Below are 26891 nucleotides of genomic sequence, written 5' to 3'. Positions count from 1 at the left end.
ATTATCTGGAGAGAAAGTAAACAAAGGTAGTTTGAGTTGTAAAAAATTAAAGTTCATTGCAACGAGAACGTATTATTTAACAGAAAGGAGAGCCGTCTAACGACGGGCGCATTCCTCCCACGACCTAAGAGGTCGGGGTATTCTGCGCTGTTTTATGATGAAATTTGTGGATCTGCTGATCATGAGCCTGAAAAATTTAAGCAGAAGAAAGCTGAGGACCGCGCTGACGGTCCTTGGTGTTGTGATCGGTACGGCATCCATCGTGGTCATGGTTTCTCTCGGCATTGGCTTAAGTGAACTGAACCGGGAGCTGATCTCTTCCTTTGGAAGCCTGACAGAGATTAACGTGGAGAATCCTTACAACGGAGACAACTCCAAAGATCCGCTGTATCTGACCGATGATGTGGTAAAGCAGATGAAGCGTCTTCCTTATGTCACGGATGTGTATCCGATGCTGCAGGTGAATGTGCTGCTGCAGCAGGGAAAATATTCTACAAACCTGACCTTAAACGGAGCACCCTATGAGTATCTGAAGAAAATCCCGCTGGGACAGGGGGCGCTTTCCGAACCATCGGACAAGGAAATGAAGCTGATCTACGGCAATGCCATCATCCAGTGGTTCCAGGATTCCAAAGGAAATAACACATACTGGGAAACCGGGCAGCTTCCGGACATAGACTTCATGGGAAAGCCGATGTTTGTGATCTTTGATACAGACACCTACTACCAGTCCCAGGGCGGCGGGGAGGATGCCCCGAAGCCGCCGAAGAAGTACCTGCTGAAGACCGATGGCGTGGTAGAGGGCGGTGTCGATGATTATAACGGCTATGCCTACAACGTGTATACAAGACTGGATCTTTTGGAGACCCAGCTGCGCCGTGTTTTCAAAAAAAAGGCCATCCCGGGGCAGCCTACCAACAAGAAGGGAAAGCCTTATCACTACTTTATTTATAATTCCTGCATCGTCAGTGTAGATGATGTGGAGCATGTGGAGGAGGTTCAGAAAAAGCTCACCGACATGGGCTTTCAGGCCTCCAGCAATGCCGACTGGATGAAACAGTCGGAACAGCAGTCCAGCATGATTCAGGCCGTGCTTGGCGGTATCGGTGCCGTATCCCTGTTTGTAGCGGCCATCGGAATTGCCAATACCATGATGATGTCGATCTATGAGCGCACCAAAGAAATCGGTATCATCAAGGTGCTGGGCTGTGACATGAAGGTGATCCGCAACATGTTTTTACTGGAATCCGGCTTTATCGGCTTTATGGGAGGTGTCGTGGGCCTTGCTTTCAGTGAGGCGGTGTCCTTTGCCACCAACCACCTGCTGAACATCGGTCAGAGCATGACCGGAATGAGCGGAAACATTTCCCGGATCCCGTTATGGCTGGCAGCAGCCTCACTGGCCTTTGCCGTGTTCATTGGCATGGCTGCCGGTTTCTTCCCGGCGCTCAGGGCCATGAAGCTGAGCCCGCTGGCGGCCATCCGGAACGAATAAAGGACTGAAAAAAATACTTGCATTTTCCATCTGAATCCGTTATCCTGTATACAGAGCGTGTGACTGGCGGAAAAGGTGGGAAACCACAGGGGAGCACGCAGAATTTCGATTGCCGGCCGCCTGGGCACCATGTTTTTGTGGTACTCAGGCGGCTTTTTTCAGATCATGACTACCCGGACGGACTGCAAAACGTGGAAACAGAGAAAACCATCAAACATTCATTCATAGGAGGAATCAACCATGAAACAGTTATCCCTGCAGGAAGAGTTACAGGCAAACGCATACCCGGGAAGAGGTATCGTCATCGGAAAAACACCGGACGGAACCAGGGCGGTGACTGCCTACTTCATCATGGGACGCAGCGAGAACAGCCGCAACCGTGTTTTTGTGGAAGATGGGGAAGGCATCCGCACCCAGGCATTTGATCCAGGCAAGCTATCTGACCCGAGTCTCATCATCTATGCTCCGGTGCGTGTACTGGGAAACAAAACCATTGTGACCAACGGTGACCAGACCGATACCATTTACGAGGGCATGGACAAACAGCTCACTTTTGAGCAGTCTCTTAGAAGCCGCGAGTTTGAGCCGGACGCACCGAACTACACCCCACGGATCTCCGGTGTCCTTCATATTGAAAACGGACGTTACAATTACGCAATGTCCATCTTAAAGAGCAACAACGGCAACCCGGATGCCTGCAACCGATATACCTTTGCTTACGAAAATCCGGTGGCTGGTGAGGGACATTTCATCCATACCTACATGCACGACGGCAATCCGCTCCCGAGCTTTGAGGGTGAGCCGAAATTAGTCGGTATCCAGGATGACATGGACGCATTTACCGACATGCTGTGGAACAGCTTAAACCCGGATAACAAGGTTTCTCTGTTTGTGCGCTATATTGATATCGCAACCGGCGCATACGAGACAAAAATCGTGAATAAAAACAAATAAGGGAAAAGGAGATACGAAGATGAACGAGATGGAATTAAAATACGGCTGTAACCCGAATCAGAAACCGGCAAGAGTATTCATGCATAATGACAAAGACCTTCCGTTCCAGGTCTTAAGCGGAAGACCAGGCTATATCAACCTGCTGGACGCCTTCAATGGCTGGCAGCTGGTAAGAGAACTGAAAAAAGCTACGGGACTTCCGGCAGCAGCCTCCTTTAAGCATGTATCCCCGGCCGGCGCAGCAGTAGGACTGCCGCTTTCCGAGACTCTGGCAAAGATCTACTGGGTAGATGACATGGGAGAGCTTTCACCGTTAGCCAGTGCTTATGCAAGAGCCCGCGGCGCGGACCGCATGTCTTCCTTCGGAGATTTCATTTCCCTGTCCGATGTCTGCGATGCTTCCACCGCAAAGCTTATCAAGCGTGAGGTATCTGACGGTGTCATTGCGCCGGGATACGAGCCGGAGGCACTGGAAATTTTAAAAGAGAAGAAAAAAGGCAATTACTGCGTGATCCAGATCGACCCGGATTACGAGCCGGAGCCGATCGAGCGCAAGCAGGTGTTCGGCGTGGTATTTGAGCAGGGCAGAAACAATCTGGATATCAACAAAGACATGCTGAACAACGTAGTAACTGAGAATAAGGAAATCCCGGATCAGGCAAAGATCGATCTTGTCATTTCTCTCATTACCTTAAAGTACACTCAGTCCAACTCCGTCTGCTACGCAAAGGACGGTCAGGCCATCGGCATCGGCGCAGGACAGCAGTCCCGCGTACACTGCACCAGACTGGCAGGACAGAAGGCAGACAACTGGTTTTTACGCCAGGCTCCCCAGGTGCTGAACCTGCAGTTTGTGGACGGCATCAAGCGTGCTGACCGCGATAACGCCATTGACGTTTACATCGGTGACGAGTACATGGATGTGCTGGCGGATGGCGTATGGGAGAAGACCTTTAAGGTAAAACCGCCGGTATTCATCAAGGAGGAGAAGCGTGCATGGCTGGATCAGATGACCGACGTGGCACTGGGCTCTGACGCGTTCTTCCCGTTCGGTGACAATATCGAGCGTGCACATAAGAGCGGCGTGAAATATATTGCGCAGCCGGGCGGATCCGTTCGCGACGACAACGTGATCGAGACCTGCAACAAATACAACATGGCGATGGCCTTCACCGGCATCCGCCTGTTCCATCACTAGGAGATACGGGAAACCGGCAGCAGCCAGAACATACAGGGCTACTGCATCCCCCATGTTTGCCGGAGTGGAACAAAAAACATGAAATTGGAGGATGAAAAGATGTTTATTACCTGTTTAGACTTAGAAGGAGTTCTGGTACCGGAAATCTGGATCGCATTCGCTGAGGCCAGCGGCATCCCGGAGTTAAAGCGCACCACCCGCGATGAGCCGGACTACGACAAGCTGATGAAATGGCGTCTCGGAATCTTAAAGGAGCACGGACTTGGCTTGAAGGAGATCCAGGAAACCATCGAGAAGATCGACCCGATGCCGGGGGCAAGAGTGTTTCTGGATGAGCTCCGGGAGCTGGGACAGGTAATCATCATCAGCGATACCTTCACCCAGTTCGCAAAGCCGCTCATGAAAAAGCTGGGCTGGCCAACCATTTTCTGCAACGAGCTGGAAGTAGCAGAGGACGGCGAGATCACCGGATTCAGAATGCGCATTGAGCAGTCCAAGCTCAGTACTGTCAAGGCGCTGCAGTCCATCGGCTTTGAGACCATTGCCAGCGGCGACAGCTACAATGACCTTGGCATGATCCGCGCCAGCAAGGCCGGCTTCCTCTTTAAGAGCACCGATCAGATCAAGAACGACAATCCGGATCTTCCGGCGTACGAGACCTATGAGGAGCTGCTGGCAGCGATTAAGGCAGCAGTATAAAACAGAACACAGAGATACTACCATGAGTAAAAGGGCAGATTCCCGGCTGTGCAGGGATCTGCCTTTTGTGCCTGGCGGATTTGAAAACCAATATCTGATTTACAGGAAGGAGAAACTATGCGTACAAAACGATTAGGTGATATGCTTCTGGAGCTGGGACTGATCACGCAGGAGCAGTTAAAGCAGGCCCTGGAATTCCAGTCCAGAGAAAAAGGCCGTCTGGGCTCTATTCTGATCGAACATAACTTTATTACGGAGCGGCAGCTGATCGATGCCCTTCGCATGCAGCTTGGCATTGAATATATTGACCTGACCAAGGTGGACATAGCGCCGGAGATGTCCCGGTATGTCCCGAAAAATCTGGCAAAGCGCATGAGCATTGTGCCGGTGCGCAGCTCAAAGGAGCAGCTGTTTTTGGCCATGGCAGATCCGCTCAACTTTATGGCGGTGGAGGAGGCACAGCGCACTTCCAGGAAGCGTATTGTGCCGATGATCGCTTCGGAACCGGCTGTCCAGCATGCCATCAACGTGCTCTATGGCAATGAAGGCGCAGCACAGGCTATGGCGCAGATCCGCGCGGAGAATGCAGCCACTATGGAGACAGAGACAGCGGCCCGGTCATCCGAAAGTCAGGAAAATGCAACCCCGATGGTACGCCTGGTTAATTCCATCATTGAGCGGGCCTATACGGAGAATGCATCCGATATCCATTTCGAACCGACGCAGGAGGAGCTGATCGTCCGCATGCGTATTGACGGCCAGCTGCACCGCATCATGGTCATTCCGGGAGAGCTGAAGGATTCTGTGATATCCCGTCTGAAGATCATGTCTCACATGGACATCGTGGAAAAGCGGATCCCGCAGGATGGACGCGCAGTCCTTTACGTAAAAGAAACGGAGCTGGATATGCGAACCTCCACGCTGCCGACGATCTATGGCGAGAAGGTGGTGATCCGTATCCTGCGAAGAAATGAGGAAACGCTGAACCGGCGCGGCATCGGTATCCCGCCGCTTGAGGATGCCAAGATCGATAAGCTTCTGGGCCTGACCTCCGGTGTGATCATGATCGTGGGACCGACCGGTTCCGGTAAATCCTCGACTATGTATACCCTGATCCGTGAACTGCTTTCCGACCGGACCAACCTGATCACGCTGGAGGATCCGGTAGAGTATCATATGAAAGGCGCTACGCAGGTGCAGATCAATGAAAAGGTCGGCCTGACCTTTGCTTCCGGTCTGCGTTCTATCCTGCGCCAGGACCCGGACATCATCTGTGTTGGTGAGATCCGGGACGGCGAGACCGCAGAGATCGCCATGCGCGCCGCTATGACCGGTCACCTGGTCATCACCACGATCCATACCGAGGATGCCATTTCCGCCATCGACCGTCTGCGCGATATGGGCGTACCGCCTTATCTGATCGCGGCAGGCCTGCGCGGTGTCATTTCCCAGCGTCTGCTGCGCCGCATCTGTCCAAGCTGCAGAGAGCAGATCGTGCCGCCCAGGAAAGCCCTGGAGCTTGCGAAAATACCGGATATTCCAGGCAGGATCTACTGGCACGGAGCCGGCTGCGACCACTGCTTCCGCTCCGGCTACCGCGGACGGATCGGTGTATTTGAGGTCATGGTGATTCAGGAAGGTCTGCGCCGCTGTATTATGGAAGGAGCAGACCGGCCGCGCTTTATGGAGGCTGCGAGAAGGGAGAGCGCGTATATCCCGATGTCAGAGCATGCGCAGAAGCTTCTGGAGAATGGAACTACAACCGTGGACGAGATCATCCGAACGCTGTCCATCTTCTAAACAGGAAAAGAAAGGAACGATCCGAATATGTATCGATATACCGCAGAAATACTGATCGCAATAGCAGCAGAAAAAGGAGCCTCAGATGTGCACCTGATTGCGGGCCTGCCGCCAAAATGCCGGATTGACGGCCAGATCCGCAGCCTGACAGACGAACCCCTGTCTTACGAGGACTGCGAGGAGCTTGGAAGACAGCTGGCAGGGGAACATGTCAGAAGGATAGACCAGATCGGCCAGCTGGATTTTTCCGCAACGCTTGCAGGACGGCGCATCCGGATCAATCTGTTTCGCCAGAAGGGTGCGCTTTCCGCTGCGCTGCGCCTGTTAAGCAATACCATCCCAAGACTAAAGGAGCTGGGACTGCCGGATGCCGTGCGCCAGTTTTCACACTGGAATAAGGGCATTGTTCTGGTGACCGGTGAAACCGGAAGCGGAAAGTCCACTACCCTGGCAGCCATTCTGGATCAGATCAACCAGACAAGACCCGTCCACATCATCACCCTGGAAGACCCGATCGAGTACGTGTATACCCCGCAGCGGGCCATCATTAACCAGCGTGAGGTGGGCGTGGATGTAGAAGACTATGAGCATGGGCTTTACGCATCCCTGCGGGAAGACCCGGATGTGATCCTGATCGGTGAGATGCGGACGCCGGAAACCATCGAGACCGCGCTGGTGGCGGCAGAAACCGGGCACCTGGTTTTTTCTACCCTTCATACAAACTCCGCAGTCGACAGCATCGACCGGATTGTAGGAGTGTTCCCGGAAAATAAGCAGCCGCAGATCCGTCTGCAGCTGTCCATGACATTGAAAGCAGTTCTGGCACAGCAGCTGGTACCGCGTGCCGAAGGGAAGGGGCGCGTGGCAGCCTGCGAGCTTATGATGATCACGACTCCAATCCGGAATCTGATCCGGGACGGCCGCACTCCGCAGATGCAGAGCTATCTGTTGTCCGGAGCAAAGGATGGTTCTGTTACGATGGACCATTCCCTGCTTGAGCTGGCTCAGCGCGGCGTGATCATGCCGGAGACTGCAATGGAATCTGCGTATGATCCGGCCGAGCTGCAAAAGAGCTTTTTGTTACGCTAAAATAAGTTATGAAATTAAAAACAAATAATTTGTCATAAAAGACAGCGTATTTGTCACAATTTGATGTATTTTATTTAGTACAATAACGCTTCAGAAATAAGTGTTTCTTTACAACGAAATAGTAAGGTGATAAAATCAGAATGAAAATTTGAAAGGCTATTAAGAATTTCTTCATAACCTTGTAAGACATGCGCTTGGAGGTTGAGATATGCCGATTTTTTCATATCGGGCACTCGGCAGAGACGGAAAGGAAGTCCGCGGTGTGCTCCAGGCAGAAACAGAAACGGCTGCCGCAACCAGGGTCCGGGACAGCTATCCGGTACTGCTAAGCATCAGCCGCGAGGCTGAAAAGAAAAAACAGACAAGCCTGTTGCAGATGGAAATTGGTAATAAGCAGATCAGGACCAAGGATTTATCCATTCTCTGTTCTCAGTTTGCCATCACGCTTCGCTCAGGAATGTCCATATCCCGTTCCATGCAGATGCTGGCGGGGCAGTGCAGTGATAAACGTCTGCGCAGGGTTATGGCGGAAGCCGCCACAGAAGTCGCAGCAGGAAGCACCGTGGCTGCAGCACTGGAGAAGCACCGGGAACGCTTTCCGCTTACCTTTATCGAGACGATCCGGGCAGGCGAACAATCCGGTACCCTGGACCAGTCCTTTGAACGGCTGCACAAATACTACGACAAGGCTTATAAGACTACAGAGAAAATCAAAAGCGCGCTCACCTACCCCATGTTTGTCATTGCGATCGCGGTAGTGGTCGTCATCATTGTTATGGCCAAGGTGGTCCCGACGCTGTCCAATGTATTTGCGGATCTGGGAGGAAAGCTTCCTCTTATGACCCGGATGCTCATCGGCGCGTCAGACTTCTTCGCTGCGTGGTGGCTGGTCATGATTGCGTTCTGGGCTGTCTTTATTCTTGCGTTCCGCATGTACACAAAGACACCGGACGGAAAGATCCGGAAAGCAAAAATAGCGTTATCACTGCCGCTAGTGGGCATCATCAACCAGATGAACGCCGCGGCGCAGTTTGCCAATACCATGTCCGTTCTTCTGGCAGCAGGCATCACGCTGGATCAGGCCGTGGAAACCACAGCCAAGGTCATGGATAACGCGTTGTTCCGGGACGAGGTCCAGGCTATGCGCGGAACCATTGAGCAGGGCCGTACCCTGACAGACTGTCTGAAGGGCAGGAAGTATTTTCCGCAGACCATGATCGATATGTGTGCGGTAGGAGAAGAAACCGGTGAGCTGGAGGATACGTTAGAGAATGTGGCGGATTACTACACCAACGAAGCTGATTTTCGGATCCAGAGACTTCTGGCCATGCTGGAGCCAACGCTGCTGATCCTGCTGTCCATCTTTGCGGGATTCATTGTGGTGTCGATCTACCTTCCGATTTTCACCATGTATGATCTGATGTGATGAAAAACGGTATGCAACACGATTGAAACGAAGGCTCCCCTTCGATCAATAATAAAACTTTTACAAAAGGAGACTCAAAACATGAAAAGCTTATTCAAAAAGATTCGTGGAAACAAAAAAGGCTTTACCCTGGCAGAGCTGCTGGTAGTAGTAGCAATCGTGGGTATTCTGGTTGCAATCTCTATTCCGGTGTTTACAGCACAGCTTGGTAAGGCAAGAAAGGCAACTAATGAAGCAAACTTAAGAGCAGCAAAAGCAGCAGCAGTAGCATATTATTTAACTGATGATAATAATGGTGTTACAGCAAAAGAAGGTGGAAAGTACACGTATAATATCCAGGATGGCACTGTTCAAACTTATACGGGTACTCTTAATGCAGATAAAAAGAAAGAAATCGGAAGTGCTGATTCTAATGCGGTATATACACATATTTGGGTAGAGATTACTGATGCCGCAGGCGATGCTGTAGGTTCAACCGCAGTTTATGCTGATGCTGAATAAGGGAAATAACTCAATGAAAAAGTGGATGGGATTTCCCATCCACTTTTTGTATAATCAAATTGATGATTAAAAGTTATATAGGAACGACTTAATAGAAGGAGGAGTATTTATGCTAAAATACAGGCAGAAACAGGCATTTACCTTATCTGAACTCCTCGTAGTGGTTGCCATCGTCGGTATCCTGGTGGCGATCAGCATTCCGGTTTTTGCTTCTCAGCGCGAGAAGGCGAGACGTGCAGTGGACATGGATACAGCCAGGAAAATCAAGTCAGCACTGGTTTTGGCCTATAACAACGAAGAAATTCAGGTTCCCAAAACCACCAGCTCCAACGGATATGGTACCTGGGTCATGCTTTGCAACGGCACAACAGAATATGCGCCTCAGGCTTACCGCGACAACGGAAAAACGGTAAAAGGCATGTGGTGCGGTGCCAATAAAGGCGTTACCGTCCACGGCCATACCGTGGATCATGACTGGACCTATAACAAGGATGTGGAAAATATCCTGAAGGCATATGGCCTGGATGCAGTGGCCCTGCGCACGCACAGCAACGGAGATAAAAACGGCTGGGACTGGATCATCATTGAGGTTGGCTACAACGAAAAGGGCGAATTCATCAGCAGAATGTATTCCGGTTATAAAAATCAGAATGGCGCTGCCGGACAGGAAAAGAATCCGTCCAATCTTGAAAAAATGTTATACAAAACAGCTTCATAATCTAGGAGAACATCATGCTACATATTAGTTTTGGCCTTACAGCCTACATCCTCTGTATTACCTTCTTTCTGGGCTGCTGCCTGGGAAGCTTTGCGGACTGCCTGGCCATGCGCCTGTTGTCGGGAGAGTCGGCTTTTGCCGGACGTTCCCACTGCGACAGCTGCGGTCATGTTTTGGGTGCGCCGGACCTGGTTCCTCTGTTCTCCTGGCTTTTTTTAAAGGGCAGATGCCGCTACTGCGGCGCAAGGGTTCCGGCAGAGTGCTTTTTCACCGAGCTGCTTGCGGGAATCGGCTGCTGCATGGTGGTTTATCGCTTTGACTTGTCCGTCATGAGCCTGCGGGGCATTCTTCTCGGTCTGATCCTTCTGACCATGGCCCTGACCGATCTTCATGGCTGGATCATTCCGGACCGGCTGCAGATAGCGGGCTGTCTGGTGTTTCTGGTGACGGCCTTCCTTTTGCCGGAACCGGTGTTCCATATACTGCGCGGTTTGCTTTTCGGAACGGTGCTTGGCGGCGGAATGCTGCTGTTATCCCTTCTGTTTGACCGGCTGACCGGAAAGGAAAGCCTTGGCGGCGGGGACATCAAATTGTTTTTTATGACCGGGCTGTATTTGAATTCAGCCTGGGAGCTTTTGTTTTATCTGATCTTAAGCTGTCTGCTTGGACTCGGGTTCGCGGCACTGCGCAAATCGCAGCGGCTTCCCTTCGGCCCTTCCATCGCGGCGGCGTGCTTTATCATGACCCTCTATGGAACTGTGATCACCCGTTGGTATACGGGACTGTTTTAAACGGAGTATTGTGCACACGATGAAAAATTGTCTGGGAATTGAAATTGGACATTGCCGCATTAAAATTGCATATATGGAGCGGGGCGAGCTGAAGAAATATGTGTCGGTCCGCCTGGATAATGATACGCTTACAGATATGAAATTATATGCGGAGTTTATACAGGATATATTGCGCGAAAATAACATTCACTGCAAAAATGTGGTGTTTGCGCTGCGTCAGGATGATGCCTATGTAAAACGCTGCAGGCTGCCGCTGATGACAACAGACCAGCTGAAGCTGAACCTTCCCTATGAGTTCCATGACTATATCGGAGAGGAGCTGGGGGCGTATCAGTTCGACTATGCAGTGATCGAGCGGACGGAGGAGCAGCTGGATCTTCTGGCGGCTGCCTGCCGGAAAGAGCTTTGCGGACAGTTTAAGAAGCTGGCCAAATTGTCGCGTTTGAAGCTGGTGGGACTTGTCCCCTCCGTGGTGGGTCTGGAGCGGATTCTGGAGCATATGCAGAACGGGGAGCGGGATAAGGATTTCGCTGTGGTTGACCTTGGAACAAAGGCACTGCGCGTGCATTTTTTCCGAAAAGGGATTTATGACATTACCCGCACCATGGAGCCGGGCTGTGAGGAGATCGAACGGCTGCACCGGGGCGATAAGATAAAGCTGGATGAGCTGGATATGGATGCGGAAGACGCATTCTGGACAGCACAGAGTGAGGAGGCGATCGACAGGCACCTGCAGGACCGTTATCAGAGCATTGCGGTACAGATTATGCGTGTCCTGAACTTCTATAGCTTCAACAATGCGGATAATACCATCGACACGCTTTATTACTGTGGAGGAGGTGCACGATACCAGGCTCTGATCAGTGAGCTGGCGGAAACTGTGGAAATTCCGGTAAAAAGCATAGGCGGGCTTCTTTCTGAGGCGGAGGAAGAAAACAACCCGGAATGGGTAGACAGTCCGCAGACGGTTGGCGTGCTGCTTGATTAAGGAGGTATATCGTGGCTGATTTAAAAACTATCGCGAATATCCAGATTGGCGGTCCGAAATACCCGAGCAAAAAGCGGATCAATCTGTATCAGCGTGAATTTAAGAAACGCGTGATCGCGGCGCAGCTCTCTGCGTTTGCGGTATTTCTGGTTTTCTTATATGGCTTTGTCCAGGTGGGCATTGTCATGCCGCTTCAGGAGGCAGAGCGCGCGGAGCAGGACTATCAGCGCATGGAGCAGCAGCTGGCTGCCATGAAGCTGGCAAACAGCGTCATGCCGGAGGTGCAGGAGGCATATGCCCACTATGGCAGTGCCTGGCAGAATGAGAAGGAGCAGCAGATCCCGGACCGGCTGAAAATCACGGCGCTCATAAAGGAGCGGGTCTTCCCGCTCTGTAAATGTATTCCGGCCGTCTCGATCGTGGATGACCATGTGGAGTTTCTTTGCGAGCTGGAGCGCGGAAGCATGCTTCCGGAGCTGGTAAGACAGCTTGAGGCGGATGAGTCTGTCCGCTATGTGACGGCATCTCTGGAAGCATCGGATGATGTGAACGCTGCCGGTGTATTTAGCACGAAGCTGGCACTCAGTAAAAGGGTGGTGGCACATGTGACGGTTTACTTTAAAGTTCCTTTAGAGAGTGGGGAAGAAAACGGATGAGATCCTTAATGCAATATGTACTGACAAGAACACAGAAGCTGGCTCTTGTGATCCTTGCGCTGCTGGTGCTGCTGGCCGGCTGGTATGTGGGAATTTACACGCCGATCCAGGACCGCATCCGGGCAGCTGATACAGCCGGGCTGGAGGATGAGATAGCCCTGGAGCAGATGAAAGCCTCCAAGATCAAGGCCATGCAGGCTGAGATTGACGAAAACCGGGCCTCCGGCGCGCCGGTCGTTCCTTCCTATAACAATTTCAAGCAAGAGCTGGAACAGCTCAATGAGGTATACGGCCGTGCCTATGAGTTTTCCTTTACCTTCTCGGAGCCGGAGGTGGATGGAACCGGTGTACGCCGCAACATTGCTGTGTACTGTGAGGCAGAAAATTACGATGCGGCAGCAGAGCTGATGCGTCAGATCCTGCAGGGACCGTACCGCAGCATGATCCATGACGTCAGCATAAACAGTATGGCAAGAGCATTTCCGAATCAGATGGCTGACCTTAAGAAAGGGCGTGTATCCCTTTCCTTCAATATGACCTACTATGAGACCACCGTAGGAGCGGACAGCCTGGAGGGACTGCCGGTCGAGGAGACACAGCAGGCACAGGCAGACGGACTTGCGAATTCGGATCTGTCCGATCTGCAGCGCTCTGATCTGGAAACCGCTGCAGAGGCAGCACTTGGAGAATAAAGCATGAAGAGGGCAGGCAGACAATCTGGCGGGCAGCAAAAGCGCCGTCCACGTGTTTATACAGTGCTTGGCAGTGAAACAGGCGCAAGCCTGGTGGCCGCGATCCTGTTTTTTGTACTGTGCGGAGTCGGAGCATCGGTCATTCTGGCAGCGGCCTCTGCCTCTGCCGGGAAGATGCAGCGGGTTCCCGAAACAGACCAGAAGCGCTTTGCGGTGGAATCGGCAGCCGCGTTTTTGCGGGATGAGATGAGGGACAGCAAAAATAAGATCACGATCACGGATGTAAAGGTAGAGGACAGCAGAGAAAATAAGCCAACAGCCTATCCGACCCTGACCTATCTGTATTCTGACAAAACGGCATTGGATCCTGCCCGGAATATGATCGATGCCTGCGTGGTGGATCTGTACCGTACCCTGCAGCAGGATGAGGAAAACGCGCCGCAGCAGGAGAAAGCAGAAAAGGATTTTCTGATTTCGGTCAGGAAAAAGGGCAGTACACAGTATTACGATCAGCTTGAGGCACGGGTGAAGCTGACGATGGATTCGGACTATCATATCACAGCCATTCTTTCTGATACACAGACGGATGATGCAAGGAAAGAGGACCGCTGTGAGCGGAAGCTGACCATTCTGGCAAAGACAGAGACCGAGGAAACCGTGGAGGAAAAGGATTACGAAAGAACGGGCCCGGATGGAGATGTGGAGGAGGAGTGGACGATTACGACCACGACCCGCGTTACAACCATCTGCTGGGAACGGGGCCTGATCGAGCGAACACATCCGGATGGGGACTAGCATCCGGAAAAATCGGGCGGACACATCCGGATGGAGACTGGCATCCGGAAAACAGGAGGTGAAGCCGATGCGGCAGCATTTATTCCGGATATATCGTGAAAAATTACAGTCCCGCAGGGCAGAAACCCTGGCGGAGCTTTTAGTTTCAGTACTGGTGATCGTTCTTGCGCTTACCATGTTTGCCTCGGCCCTCATGGCGGCGAGGAGGATGCTGGCAAATGGAGATCAGATCATAAACCGGTATTATGCCGGACGGAACCGGCTGGAGCTGGAGGAATCTGCGGATACAGATCCCGGCGCTTATAAAACGAAGGCCGACCTCATCTTCCGGCTGGAAGAAGGTGCAAATAATAAAGTGACCGGCTTCGCGCACAGGAATGGGACCATGAATGTGGGAGAGTATCCGGTCAGTCTGTATTCCGGCCAGGATCCAGACGATGCAGATGAGAAAACGCAGAAGACAGAAAGCGAGTATCGTTACAGCAGGCAGTAAGAACAGGAAAATATGGAGCAGAACGCATGAAAAGGCAGTGGTACCAGGCAGTGAAAAACAAAATAGCGCAGCGCTGTGTCCGCTCCCGGGCAGGTATGACCCTGACGGAGATGCTGGCGGCAGTGCTGATTCTTGCCATGTCTGCGGTGGCGGTTGCCGGCGGTGTTGCTGCGGTAAAAAATGCGTACCGCAAAACCACGGAAAAAGCCGAGGCGCAGCAGGTACTTGCCACCACGGTGGAGCTGATTACCGATGTTTTGTCCGAGGCGCAGCAGGTGAGGTCAGGCGGAGACTGCGGCCCTGAATTTTTCAGCGGCGAGACCGGAGACTGGATGCGCCTTTCTGTTATGCCATATCAGGCAGCCGGTGGAGCACAGGCTTCCAACGGAGCACAGGTCTCCAATGAAGACCAGATCTCCAATGAAGACCGGGCCGGCATCTGCAAAGAGTATCTGAGTGACGGCACAAAGGTGCCGCTTCTCTCGGATGGCGCCATGGGCGGACTGTTCTGTACAAGCTTTGATGTGGATCAATACCGGTATACGGACAGCTGCTTTATACTGGAGGATATCAACGTCTATTACAAGCGCGATGTCGCAAATGCGGACCGTGAGCCGGCAGCACATCTGGACAAACTGGTTGTGCGCGCGGTGAATCTGGAAGGACAGGATGAGTAAAAATGCTTTCCCGGAGGAGAAAGAGATGGAATACAGATCATATACAAAAAAACACAGGAACGGAGCGTTTACACTGGCGGAATTTCTGGTGGTCATTGAAATCACCTTGATTCTTGCCGGTGTTTCTTTTGTTGCGGCGATCCGCTATCAGAGCAGTCTGCGGCGCATGGAGATGGACCGCACTGCGAAGGAAATTTTCCTGGCAGCCCAGAATAATCTAAGCCTGGCAAAATCCGGCGGAGTCATGGAGCGCCTTCTGCATCAGTATGATGGGAATGACACGGAAAGCAAAAACGCTGCTTCGGAAACGGAATCGAATGCTTCCACAGACAAGATCGGGATTGCGCTGACTGCAATTACCGGAAGCACCGGAGCAGATGCAGCTGATCTGTACTGTATTTTGTATCAGCCGGGCGAAGACGCAGGCAATACAACGGAAGGGATTCGGGAGCGTCTGCTTCCCTTTGGATCTATTGATGAGACAGTCCGCACGGACGGAAGCTATCTGATCGTCTATGCGCCTGGGACAGGAGCTGTCCGGGAAGTCTGGTACTCTGACCGCTATATCTTTCAGGGAACCGCAGCGGAATTTTCAGAGCTGTCCGGGCTTACAGGAGATCCCAAAAAACGTGAGAGGTTTTATGGGGAAGCAGTCGGATATTATGCAGGAGCCTCTCTGACTGAGCCGGAAAAGAAAGATCCGGAGCAGGTGGAAATGAAGGTTACCGTTCATAATGAAGAAGTTTTATATGTGGAAGTAGAGATTCCGTCAGGTGCGAACGAATTAAAGCTGTGGGTCGAGGGTGCGGCGAGCGGAGCAAAGGGCTGGATCAATTTAAACAGCTTTACGCAGGATGAGCGTGTACTGACGAAGGGAGCCGGCAGTGTCTGTGATGTGATCCTGGATGATATTTCCATTCAGGGCGCGCGCTTTGCGGATTTGAGAGGTGATATGAGATCGGATCATGGAGGAAATAACATTGCCCTGATCCCGGGAGAGGATATTTACATTTATGCGGAAGCAGTGACCGAAAGCGGCAATACGGCAGCCAGTCCGGTGTGTCAGACAAACAGCCTGTTTCAGAAAGTCGCTAACGGCAAAATCGTGGTTTCCAATATCCGGCATCTGGAAAATCTGGACAGGCGGGTTTCGGATTTCCATCCGGCAGCAAATGAGCAGAAGCTGGGACTGAATTCTCCGGCAGAACAGCCGGGCGCATATGTGGTATCGCAAAGCGAAGATATGTCCTGGCGGGATTATCGGAATGCCGTTGCGCGTGAAATTCACAGCAGCCATGCATCGGCAATACAGGAGCCGGACAGCATCCCGGTTTACTACAAAATATACAAGAAGCAGGGAGAGGTTCTGACAGAGGAGTGGACCGGGACGGCTCCGGGCTGTTATGCACCGCTGGAGCCTGAATTTGATCTGGTCTATGAGGGAAATGGCAAAAAGATCAGTGAGCTTGTCGTGAATACACCGGGGGCAGGCGGCTGCTTTGGAACCGTATCGAAGAATCTGACGGTGACCGATTTAGAGCTGGTGCATCCGGTGATCACCGCAGCTGACAATGCCGGAGGGCTGGTCGGATGCGGAAGGAAGGAGACAGATGCACCATCCCTTGAAATTTCCGTGGAAAATGTGCTGGTGCAGTATCCGGTGATCACCTCAAAGGGCGGCGGTACCGTATTGGAACCGGCAGATGCCGGAGCTTTGGTCGGAGCGTTCCGGGGAACAGCGCTGACTGTGAAATCTGTTATGGCGGCAAACACCTATCGTTCCGGAGTGACGGAGCCTTCTTCGGTAGATCAGACCCGGCCGGACCAGGCCGAAGCATTTAAGATTGAGGCTAAAGCAGGAGCGGCAGGCGGCCTGATCGGCTCTGCCACCGGCAATGTGACCTTGTCAGGCTGTGCGGCATCGGTTTATGTGGAGGCGCAGTCCTTTGCCGGAGGACTCGCCGCAAAGGTGAATACACCGGACAATGGGGTTGCGCAGGTTCTGATCCAGAACTGCTATGTGGCCGGGCATACCGGAAACCAGGAATGCCTGACGGAGCTGTATCCGGGGACAGAGGGCTTCAACACGGCAAAGGGACGTTATAATATTGTCTCCACCCGGGGGCTTGCCGGAGGACTTGCGGCAGTCCTGCCGGAAGGCAGCGCTGTGAAGCGAAGCTACGTGACAGCATCTGTCTGGTCCGGAGGAATGTATGCCCCGGACGAAGCAGGCGTGACTGCTTTTGTAACAAAATACGGGAACATGAGCATGGATGATGGCGTAGCCGGAAAGAAAGCATCCGATTTTTCGTATTGCTATACCTCATCAGTGGTAAGCGGCGGAGAAAATGCCGGCACGGTAAAGGGAAAACAGATCCTGGAGTACTCAAATCCCGATCAGCTTGAGAACTATTTTGCTGAGAATGCTTCCTTTAGGAAAAAGCAGGCATTCCCATATGACACAACACAGGAAAGCACCTACCCCATGCCGACCGTCCTCCAGCTGATGCAGGAGGATCCGGAAACCAGCAGTGCCATCCGTAATGACACCGGTGAAGGCAGTATCCGCACCAGGCAGGTCTTTAAATTTGCGCGTGTGCATGTGGGAGACTGGTTCAAGGTTCAGGCACAGCCATCCGGAGAACTGAAAGTACATAATGGCAATGAGCTGTGGGTGGATTATGTGACAGACATGCCGGCAGGGACAGAACCGAAGTATCTGATTTTCTCTGTTTACGGGGAATCCAGCGGGCTTTCAACCTATGTTATTTTAAAAATCGGCGAAAACCCGGACGATTTCAAATATTACGGAAACAGCAATCCATCGGAGATCCTGGAATTAAGAGAGAATCCGGATAACAGCGCCATCAAATGGAAATGGGATTATAAGGGTTCCGTTCCCGGAGGAGATCACCGCTTTGCCATCAGTAAAGCAGGGGCATCGCAGCTGCAGGTCCGTTTTTTACTGGACAGCAAGGAATTTCTGCAGATGGGCTATCAAAACCTGCGGAATGGTTTTTGGGCCGGTGAGGATGCAACGGTAACGGTCAGCGAAGCAAATGTGATCCCGGCTCCCTCGGATCCCGGCAGCATTACGGTAAACAGCTATTTCGGGGAGCTTCACGAGCATACCGCAGAGGTTTTTAGTGCCAGACATCTGATCAATCTGAGCTTTTACAATAGGGAACAATTCCAGATTACGACCGTAGAGCAGACAGATAATATTCTCTGGAGGAAGGATGAGGATCCGGATGCTCCGGTTCTTGCGGAAACTGCGCCATATTGCGATGAGCTGGAAGAACGGTATCCGGGTGAGCCGGTTCAGGTTTTTCATGACTATGACAGTCAGGGCTATACCGAAGCCGGCAGCTTCAAGTGTATCGAGAATCCGGATCTTACATTATATAATGGCAACCATCATACCATCGCGGGACTGAACATTGGAATCCAGAAGCATTATAAACAGCAATGGGGCAATGCATCCGCATTTATTTTATCCAACACGCATCTGAAGGTTCAGGATCTGAAAATGAAGAATTTGCAGGTAAAGGGCAATGGAACTGCAGCTGGGATTTTGGCATTTGCAAAGGGAAATTCCGCAAAAGACACCTATGTGCGTTTAGAGAATATACGCATTTACGGAGACGATATGTGTATCACCGCCACGAACGGTGACAATGGTGATGTTGGTGGTGCAGTAGCATCTGCGGATGTGGAAGAGCTGGAACTGGATCATGTGTATGTGTACGGAAAGAATGCCCTGATTAACAAAATATATGAATATAACGGAAAAACGGTCGGAGGCCTGATCGGCCATGCCAGAATCGGAAAAAGCATGAAGATCCGGCAGTCTGTTTTTTCAGGATTTCTGGATGGCAGATATGTCAGTGATGCAACGGGAGGTCTGATCGCTCACCTTGAGATTACCCATGGTCCGGACCGGAAGGCAGAAGCAGAGATCACAGAATGCTATGTTGCAGGCAGAAACCAGTCTTATGCCAGTGCTGCAGAAGCAGACCCGCTGACAGGCGGAGCAAGTATTACAGGCCAGCGGCCGGTGGGAGGTCTGGTAGGCTGGCTGCAGGGACCTGTGGCAATCTCCAACTCCTTCAGCACAGCGAGTATTTATGATATCGGAAAAGGCTGGAAAGGCGGAGTGGGAGGCCTGGTCGGTAAGGCTGATAAAGATTCAGATGTGCAGCTGACCGATTGCTATTTTGCGGGAAAACTGCTTGGGGTATCCGAAAACAGTGACGGAAATCAGTCAGCGGGAACTCTGCCCGGAGCTTCCGATAACGACGGTCCTGTTATAACCTATCCATGTGACCCTGCTTTACAGGGCCGGACTTATCCATACAAGCTCTGGACCACCGAAAACGGCGTAAAGACCTATCGCGGTGACTGGATTCAGTAACCGGTAAGCGCAAAATGAATGAAACAAAAAGAAACAAAAAGAAAAGTATATGAAAATATGAAACATAAAAACGGGGAAGAGCGAACCGACTGCATGGAAATGAAACAGACTGCAGGAAAAGAGAACGTCTGAAGTATGAAAAAAACGCGGTAAAAAGGTGCACAATACCTGCAAAAAGAAAAAAACAGCCGGATGCGCCAGGTTGGCATATACCTTGCTTATTATATGATCAGAACATAAATGCAAAAAAATAACAGTGCATTTAAGGTAGATGAAGGTCGGTACGATCCTTCATGTATCCTACAAAGAGGTTGCTTCCGGGGAGGGACCGATCCTGGAATGTTTAAAAAAGATTGTGACGGACCCGTATTTTGAAGCGGTGGAAGTGGCACACATGAAGGATCCTGTTGTGCGCAAAAAAGCGGCAGAGATGATTGCTGCTGCGCATATGACCACTGCTTACGGCGGTCAGGGACTGATGCTGGGAGCTGGCTTAAACATCAATGACTTAAACGAAGAGGGACGACAGAAGGCCCTGGCTTCCCTGAAAATGGGAATCGATGAAGCCTATGAGATCGGCGCACAGGATTTTTCATTTCTGGCAGGCCGCTACGAGGCAGAGACAATGGAAGAATCCTTCCAGGCACTTCTTGCTTCCACCAGAGAGCTTTGCGAGTATGCGAAAGCAAAGGGAAACATGCCGGTTCTCTGCGAGGTGTTTGATTATGATATCGCAAAGAAATCTCTGATCGGTCCGGTTGACCGGGTAAAACGTTACGCAGAGACGATCTGCGCGGAGTATGACAATTTTGGCCTGATGGTGGATCTGAGCCATATTCCGATGATCCATGAAACCATTGAGGAGAATCTGCTTCCGGTCCGCAGATTTATCCGCCACGCCCACATGGGCAATACGGTGATCAGAAGTCCGCAGTGCCCGGCTTATGGGGATGAGCATCCGCGGTTTGGTTTCCCGAACAGTGAAAATGATGTAAAAGAACTGGCCGATTATCTGAGGCTTCTGATGGAGATCGGATTCATCAGTGAAAAGAATCGTCCGATCGTAAGCTTTGAGGTAAAACCCTTTGAAGAAGAGGATCCCGATATCTGCCTGGCAAATGCAAAACGAACACTTGACCTGGCGTGGGAACTTGTATAAAGTTAGAATTGCATAACAATAAAATGAATCAGAGCAGGAGGAAAAGAACATGAGAGAGTCTATTCATAAATATTTTCAGGTAGGTACCATCCGCTGGATGTCCTTTCCGAACAGAAGTGTAGTAGATCAGGTAAAGCGGATCGCGGTAGATGATTACTTTGATGCGATCGAGGTGACCAAATGTGCCGATGACGCAGAGCGCGAAGAGGTGAAAAAAATCCTGGAGCAGTCCCATTTAAAGGTCTGCTATGGTGCACAGCCGAGACTTCTCGGGCCGAAGCTGAATCCGAACGACATCGATGAGGAGGGCAGAAAAAAAGCTGAGGCTACCCTGATCGAGGCAGTGGCTGAGGCAGAATACCTTGGCGCAAAGGGAATCGCGTTCCTGGCAGGAAAATGGGAAGAGGAAACCAAGGATCAGGCTTACGCGCAGCTGTTAAAAACTACCCGCAATGTCTGTGACTACGCAGCGAAGAAGGGCATGAACGTAGAGCTGGAGGTCTTTGATTTCGATATGGACAAGGCAGCCCTGATCGGACCGGCTCCTTATGCGGCACAGTTCGCGGCAGACATGAGAATGACCCATAACAATTTCGGATTATTAGTAGATCTGTCTCATTTCCCGACTACCTATGAGACCTCAAAATTTGTGATCCGGACCTTAAGACCTTACATCACACATCTTCATTTCGGAAACGCAGTCGTAGAAGAGGGCTGCCCGATGTATGGTGACAAGCATCCGCGTCTGGGTTATCCCAACAGCGCCAACGATGTGGAGCAGCTGACCGATTATCTGCAGGTGCTTAAGGAAGAGGGCTTCTTCAATGCGAAGGATCCGATGGTACTTTCCATGGAGGTTACCCTGGCCCCGGGTGAGGACGATGAGATCATTCTGGCAAATACCAAACGCTGCTTAAACCGCGCATGGGCACTGGTAGAAGACTAAGAAATACCGAAAAAACGAGAAAAGGAGAACGGAATCATGAAGATTGTAGTATTAGATGGCTATACCGAAAATCCTGGTGACATCAGCTGGGGCCCGATCGAAGCTCTTGGCGAGGTTACCGTATATGACAGAACTGCTTATGAGGAGTCCCCGCTGATCGCGGAGCGCATCGGTGACGCAGATGTGATCGTGATCAACAAAACGCCGATCAGCAAAGAAACCATGGACAAGTGCCCGAACTTAAAGGCAATTGCGGTCCTGGCTACCGGTTACAATGTAGTAGATTATGAGTACGCAAAGACAAAGGGCATTCCGGTTATGAATGTTCCGGTATATGGAACGGATAATGTCAGCCAGTTTGCTGTCAGCCTTTTGCTTGAGGTATGCTCCCATATCGGACATCACAGCGATTCTGTATATGCCGGTGAGTGGGCAGAGAATGCAGACTGGTGCTACTGGCATTATCCGATGATCGAGGTATCCGGAAAGACCGCAGGCATCATCGGACTTGGCCGTATCGGTGTGAATACCGCAAAAATCTTAAAGGCCATGAACGTGAATGTGATCGCTTATGACGCATTCCAGAGCGAGGCAGGAAAAGCGGTTGCGGAGTATGTGGAATTAGATGAGCTGCTTGCAAAGTCTGACTTTATCTTCCTGCATTGCCCGCTGTTCCCATCTACTCAGGGAATTATCGGAAAAGAGAATATCGCGAAGATGAAGGATGGAGTCATCATCATCAATAACAGCCGCGGACCGCTGATCGTTGAGCAGGATCTTTACGACGCATTAGAGAGTGGAAAAGTGGCAGCCGCAGCTGTGGATGTTGTTTCCACGGAGCCGATCAAAAAAGACAACGTTCTGTTAAAGGCGAAAAACTGCATTATCACCCCTCATATTTCCTGGGCAACCAAGGAGGCACGTGAACGCATCATGAACACCACTGCAGAGAATATCAAGTCCGTGATCGACGGTGCTCCGCAGAATGTAGTGAATAAGTAACAGAAAAACAAGACGATTTTCATAATTTTTCTGCAAAATTGAATGGGCTATGGTATACTTTACCATAGCCCATTCAAGGAAAAGGGGCAGATGAAACTGTCTTGGAAAAAGGAGAAAATCTCTGATATGGTAAAAATAAGGGTTTTTATACCGCATCTGGAGCTGAAAGAAATCTTTGAAGATGTGGTGAAGAAACTGCCGCAGTACGAAACAATTCAGATAGAACAGCAGTATGTATTCGGAACACCGGATGATCTGGCCAAATATGGCGATGCAGATGTGCTGGTCGCGCGGGGCATGACGTATGAGGTGTTGAAGAATCTGTTTCCGGACAAGCATGTGATCGAAGTGCATGTCAGCAGTTTTGATATTTTTGACGCGTTGGTAGAGTGCAGAAAACAGAATGCCGGAAAAATCGCACTCTGCCTGCATAACCGGAAATTCAAATCCATGGAGGAGCTGGAGGAGCTTTGCGGTGCGTCCATCACGATTTATGATACTCCGAATGAGGCTTCCACGGAAGCCGCAGTCCATCAGGCCATGGAGGACGGCGCGGATATTTTTGTCGGTGCGGGAACCATGTGCGGAATCTGTGACCGGCTGGGATTAAAGCGTGTCCATATCCATACGAATGAAGAAGCGGTGGAGGTGGCCATGAAGGAAGCGCTCAATGCAGCGCGGACAATCCGGCAGGAGCGTGCCAAGAGTGATATCATTGAGGCCATGCTCAATCACAGTGAAGAAGGCGTGCTCGCGATCAGCGACAGAGGACGGATTCTGGCGATCAATAATCAGGCATACCGTATTTTTCAGATTTCTACCGTCGACTCGCTGGTTGGCACTCCGGCAGCAGAGTTGGAGCAGGCAGATGACTGGGAAAATCTTCTGCATGAAAATCAGGCGCGCGAGCGCATCCTGAAGATCAAAGGCAAGGATTACTATGTGCAGTACAAACACCTGAGTGAAGAAGCGGCAGAGACCGGAGCTTTGGTCTTTATCCGGAATACCGACCGGATCATGGAAGAGGAACGAAAAATCCGGAAGGGACTTGCAGAAAAAGGACTGACAGCCAAGTATTCCTTTTCAGATATTCTTGGAAAAAGCAAGGCAATTCGTGAGAATATCCATATGGCACAGCGTTACAGCCGGGTTAATTCCAATGTTCTGATCGTGGGAGAAACCGGTACCGGAAAAGAATTATTCGCGCACAGTATTCATCAGGCATCAAGCCGCAGTGATCAGCCGTTTGTTGCGTTAAACTGTGCCGCGCTCCCGGAAAATCTGCTGGAAAGCGAACTGTTCGGGTATGAGGCAGGCGCTTTCTCGGGCGCGGCCAAAGGCGGTAAGATCGGTCTGTTTGAGCTGGCACACCGGGGAACCATTTTTTTGGATGAGATTGGAGAAATTCCGATCACTTTGCAGGCCAAGCTTTTACGTGTGCTGCAGGAAAAGGAAATCCGCCGCATCGGCAGCACCAGTGTGCATCCGATCGATGTCCGTGTGGTTTCTGCAACCAATATAAATATAGAAGAAAAGATCCGGAGCGGACAGTTCCGTTCTGATCTGTATTATCGTTTGAACCTTCTTGATATCAGTATTCCGCCGCTCAGAGAGCGCCGGGAAGATGTTCAGGAGCTGGTTGATTTTTACCTGACCAGATTTGCGTGTGAAATGGGAAAACGGATCCCGACTGTAACACCGGAGGCTGCGCAGCTTTTGATGCAGTATGACTGGCCGGGAAACGTGCGGGAGCTGCGCAATGTCTGTGAACGCCTGATCGTTTTGAATGACAGCGATTTTGTCAGTGCCGAGCTTTTAAGACAGTTGAAAATTTTTCGCGAGAGCAAAGCGCGGGAGCCGGTTATTCTTCCGGAGGAACAGATGGAAGATACGGTATACAGCCGCTTAAAGCCGAAGAAAAAGAAAAAGGAGCTGGCGGAGGAGCTTGGTGTCAGCCGTACGACCCTGTGGCGTATGGCAAAACGCCAGAGCGAGTTAGAGCAAAAGCAGCGGGAGCAGGAGATCAGCAAGAGAAGGAGCGAATGATTAAATGGAACTGAATTACGGAATGTCTCTGGAACAGAAGCAGCAGTTATCTCAGAATCAGATACAGTCCCTGGAGGTGCTGGCCATGGACAGTGTGGAGCTGAGTGAATTTTTGCAGGACGAATACCTGGAAAATCCTCTCCTGGATTACTCGGAGGAGCATGCGATGCCGGGCGGCAGGGAGGATATCGGGCAGACCTATGAACAGCCGCCGGTGCTGGAACAGAATTACGACGATACTGCGGAGGAAGAAGACCGGAGAAGAAAAGATATTCCAATGCCGGAGACAGAAAGCATCAAAAACTATATTCTGGATCAGCTGCCGGATGGAGCATGCAGCCGGAAACTGGCAGAGTTTATGACAGACTGTCTGGATGACAACGGCTTTTTTACAATACCGGTTGAGGAAGTGGCACAGAAAACCGGAGTGCCGGAGGCGGAAGTTTCCTGGACTCTGAAGGTGCTGCAGGAACTGGAGCCATATGGGATTTTCGCACCGGACCTGAAACACAGCCTGTTAAAACAGCTGGAGATGCAGGGACTAAAAAATGCTCCGGTCAGTCAGGTGGTGAAGGAACACCTGCAGGATGTGGCAGATGGAAAAATCAGTGCCATTTCCAGGGATCTGAAGCTTTCAACCGCAGAAGTACGCAAATGCATAGATCAGATCGCAAAGCTGAATCCGAGACCCCTGGGAGAGTTTGGAGGAAAACGCAACGATTATGTGGTTCCGGACATTATTTTCCGGAAAGATGACGGAAAATGGGAAATTGAACTCAATGATGGATGGGTGGAGGATTATCATATCAATGATTATTATCTGAAAATGATGAAGGAATCCACAGACGCTCAGCTTGGGGCTTATTTTCAGAAAAAACTGGAGCGCATCCGTTTTGTGATGAACAGTATCGCACAGAGACGCAGGACAATTCTTCAGATATCAGAGCAAATTCTGAATGTACAGGAGCATTTTCTGGATGGAACCGGATTCTTAAAACCCATGACGATGACGGATGTGGCAGAAAGCCTTGGAATCCATACTTCTACGGTGAGCCGGGCCATCAAAGGAAAGTATATCCAGTGTCCGTGCGGAACCGTATTGATGAAGCATCTGTTTACGGCATCGGTTTCAGCAGCAGAAGGCAGTGATGCGGTCGGAACCATGCAGATCAAGGAACTGATGAAGGAGCTGATCCGCAATGAAGATAAGAATAAGCCTTACAGCGATCAGAAGCTTTCATCACTTTTGAAAGAGCGCGGCATTGAAATTTCAAGACGTGCCGTGGCAAAATACCGGGAAGAACTTGGAATCCGAGGAAGCTTTGACCGGAAAATATTTTAAAGGAAAAGGAGAATAAGATTATGAAATTTTTTGTTGATACCGCAAATGTAGAGGAAATCCGCAAGGCAAATGATATGGGAATTATCTGTGGCGTAACCACCAATCCGTCCCTGATCGCAAAAGAGGGCCGTGATTTCAATCAGGTGATCGCAGAGATTGCTTCCATCGTAGACGGACCGATCAGTGGTGAGGTAAAGGCTACTACTACTGATGCAGAGGGCATGATCAAAGAAGGCCGCGAGATCGCAGCCATCCATCCGAATATGGTAGTAAAGATCCCGATGACCGTAGAGGGCTTAAAGGCTGTTAAGGTTCTCCACGCGGAAGGCATCAAGACCAACGTAACCCTGATCTTCTCCGCAGCGCAGGCACTGCTGGCTGCAAGAGCCGGCGCAACCTACGTTTCCCCGTTCCTGGGAAGACTGGATGATATCTCCATGCCGGGTATCGACCTGATCAACGAGATCACTGAGATCTTTATGATGCACGACATCCAGACCGAGATCATCGCAGCGAGCATCCGTAACCCGATCCATGTCATTGACTGTGCAAAGGCAGGCGCTGATATCGCTACGGTTCCGTACAAGGTATTAGAGCAGATGACCAAGCACCCGCTGACCGACCAGGGTATTGCAAAATTCCAGGCAGATTACAAGGCGGTATTCGGCGAGTAAAAATCAGGGAATAAAACAAACGCAGGGGTGGGGCCGATTGTGCGTCCACCCCTGTGCTGAGTTTGCCGGAAAAACGAAGCTGAGAAAACAGGCTGGTTTCGGCAGAAAAATAAAAATGAAAAAAGTGAAAAAAGTTGTTGACAGATAGAAAACGCTGTGATAGTATATAACACGTTGCTGCTGACGCGGCAACATCATGAACCTTGAAAATGAAAGATTGAACAGTGTTTAAAACCCTGAAAATTCTAATAAAAAGAGTCCTGGTTGGACATCTTTGAAATGAGATTTCAGAACATTCGCGATACAAGGCGAACACAGAACTGCTTGCAGGACTGG

General features: G+C 50.9%; 23 protein-coding genes and 1 riboswitch. All 23 genes read left to right on the top strand.

The window, feature by feature from the left end; all coding sequences use genetic code 11:
• The first annotated feature begins 157 nt into the window (after positions 1–157).
• The 23 genes from ACMP1L_RS08340 to fsa all read left to right on the top strand — a co-directional run bounded on the left by ACMP1L_RS08340 (position 158) and on the right by fsa (position 26555).
• A complete protein-coding gene (locus ACMP1L_RS08340) occupies positions 158–1495 on the top strand; it encodes an ABC transporter permease (RefSeq protein ID WP_475544531.1) in 1338 nt (445 codons plus the stop codon).
• A 49-nt stretch (positions 1496–1544) separates the two neighbouring features.
• Positions 1545–1628, top strand: a riboswitch (ZMP/ZTP riboswitch).
• A 107-nt stretch (positions 1629–1735) separates the two neighbouring features.
• A complete protein-coding gene (locus ACMP1L_RS08335) occupies positions 1736–2449 on the top strand; it encodes an IMP cyclohydrolase (protein WP_118534048.1) in 714 nt (237 codons plus the stop codon).
• 19 nt (positions 2450–2468) lie between these two features.
• On the top strand, positions 2469–3647 hold the full coding sequence (locus ACMP1L_RS08330) for a phosphoribosylaminoimidazolecarboxamide formyltransferase (protein ID WP_418452656.1): 1179 nt from the start codon (positions 2469–2471) through the stop codon (positions 3645–3647).
• Between the two features lie 99 nt (positions 3648–3746).
• Complete coding sequence (thrH, locus tag ACMP1L_RS08325; protein ID WP_177304115.1) at positions 3747–4346, top strand: bifunctional phosphoserine phosphatase/homoserine phosphotransferase ThrH; 600 nt, start codon at positions 3747–3749, stop codon at positions 4344–4346.
• Positions 4347–4463: 117 nt separating this feature from the next.
• Positions 4464–6146 carry a GspE/PulE family protein gene (locus tag ACMP1L_RS08320; protein ID WP_418452655.1) on the top strand — a complete coding sequence of 561 codons (1683 nt, stop codon included), beginning with the start codon at positions 4464–4466 and terminating at the stop codon, positions 6144–6146.
• 27 nt (positions 6147–6173) lie between these two features.
• A complete protein-coding gene (locus ACMP1L_RS08315) occupies positions 6174–7235 on the top strand; it encodes a type IV pilus twitching motility protein PilT (protein WP_118721080.1) in 1062 nt (353 codons plus the stop codon).
• 208 nt (positions 7236–7443) lie between these two features.
• The gene (locus ACMP1L_RS08310; RefSeq protein ID WP_418452654.1) at positions 7444–8661 is read left to right on the top strand and encodes a type II secretion system F family protein; all 1218 of its coding nucleotides are present in this window, start codon (positions 7444–7446) and stop codon (positions 8659–8661) included.
• An 81-nt stretch (positions 8662–8742) separates the two neighbouring features.
• Positions 8743–9162, top strand: a complete 420-nt coding sequence (locus tag ACMP1L_RS08305) for a type IV pilin protein (RefSeq protein WP_418452653.1) — start codon at positions 8743–8745, stop codon at positions 9160–9162.
• Positions 9163–9271: 109 nt separating this feature from the next.
• On the top strand, positions 9272–9880 hold the full coding sequence (locus tag ACMP1L_RS08300; RefSeq protein ID WP_418452651.1) for a type II secretion system protein: 609 nt from the start codon (positions 9272–9274) through the stop codon (positions 9878–9880).
• Positions 9881–9894: 14 nt separating this feature from the next.
• On the top strand, positions 9895–10671 hold the full coding sequence (locus tag ACMP1L_RS08295) for a prepilin peptidase (RefSeq protein WP_418452649.1): 777 nt from the start codon (positions 9895–9897) through the stop codon (positions 10669–10671).
• A gap of 19 nt (positions 10672–10690) precedes the next feature.
• Complete coding sequence (gene pilM, locus ACMP1L_RS08290; protein ID WP_418452648.1) at positions 10691–11659, top strand: pilus assembly protein PilM; 969 nt, start codon at positions 10691–10693, stop codon at positions 11657–11659.
• An 11-nt stretch (positions 11660–11670) separates the two neighbouring features.
• A complete protein-coding gene (locus ACMP1L_RS08285) occupies positions 11671–12315 on the top strand; it encodes a hypothetical protein (protein ID WP_418452646.1) in 645 nt (214 codons plus the stop codon).
• On the top strand, positions 12312–13007 hold the full coding sequence (locus ACMP1L_RS08280; protein WP_418452645.1) for a hypothetical protein: 696 nt from the start codon (positions 12312–12314) through the stop codon (positions 13005–13007). Before ACMP1L_RS08285 ends, ACMP1L_RS08280 begins: the two co-directional genes overlap by 4 nt.
• A gap of 3 nt (positions 13008–13010) precedes the next feature.
• Entirely contained in the window at positions 13011–13802 is a 792-nt protein-coding gene (locus tag ACMP1L_RS08275) for a hypothetical protein (protein ID WP_418452644.1), read from the top strand.
• 67 nt (positions 13803–13869) lie between these two features.
• Positions 13870–14295 (top strand): hypothetical protein, encoded by a 426-nt coding sequence (locus ACMP1L_RS08270; RefSeq protein ID WP_118733182.1) that lies wholly within the window; start codon positions 13870–13872, stop codon positions 14293–14295.
• A 26-nt stretch (positions 14296–14321) separates the two neighbouring features.
• Positions 14322–14972, top strand: a complete 651-nt coding sequence (locus ACMP1L_RS08265; RefSeq protein WP_418452642.1) for a prepilin-type N-terminal cleavage/methylation domain-containing protein — start codon at positions 14322–14324, stop codon at positions 14970–14972.
• A 25-nt stretch (positions 14973–14997) separates the two neighbouring features.
• A complete protein-coding gene (locus tag ACMP1L_RS08260; RefSeq protein WP_418452641.1) occupies positions 14998–19386 on the top strand; it encodes a type II secretion system protein in 4389 nt (1462 codons plus the stop codon).
• 271 nt (positions 19387–19657) lie between these two features.
• Positions 19658–20545, top strand: coding sequence for a TIM barrel protein (locus tag ACMP1L_RS08255; protein WP_418452640.1), 888 nt, complete (start codon positions 19658–19660; stop codon positions 20543–20545).
• Between the two features lie 49 nt (positions 20546–20594).
• Complete coding sequence (locus ACMP1L_RS08250) at positions 20595–21491, top strand: sugar phosphate isomerase/epimerase family protein (protein WP_418452638.1); 897 nt, start codon at positions 20595–20597, stop codon at positions 21489–21491.
• A 36-nt stretch (positions 21492–21527) separates the two neighbouring features.
• On the top strand, positions 21528–22493 hold the full coding sequence (locus ACMP1L_RS08245) for a D-2-hydroxyacid dehydrogenase (protein ID WP_418452636.1): 966 nt from the start codon (positions 21528–21530) through the stop codon (positions 22491–22493).
• 126 nt (positions 22494–22619) lie between these two features.
• Positions 22620–24539: a sigma 54-interacting transcriptional regulator gene (locus ACMP1L_RS08240; protein WP_418452634.1), complete on the top strand. Its 1920-nt coding sequence runs from the start codon at positions 22620–22622 to the stop codon at positions 24537–24539.
• Between the two features lie 4 nt (positions 24540–24543).
• Positions 24544–25881, top strand: a complete 1338-nt coding sequence (rpoN, locus tag ACMP1L_RS08235; RefSeq protein ID WP_418452633.1) for an RNA polymerase factor sigma-54 — start codon at positions 24544–24546, stop codon at positions 25879–25881.
• Between the two features lie 20 nt (positions 25882–25901).
• A complete protein-coding gene (gene fsa, locus ACMP1L_RS08230) occupies positions 25902–26555 on the top strand; it encodes a fructose-6-phosphate aldolase (RefSeq protein ID WP_118733194.1) in 654 nt (217 codons plus the stop codon).
• The last annotated feature ends 336 nt before the right edge of the window (positions 26556–26891 follow it).

This window comes from Ventrimonas sp. (genome assembly GCF_048380235.1).
Lineage (GTDB): Bacteria > Bacillota > Clostridia > Lachnospirales > Lachnospiraceae > Brotaphodocola.
This window is presented reverse-complemented; position numbering and strand designations above follow the sequence as displayed.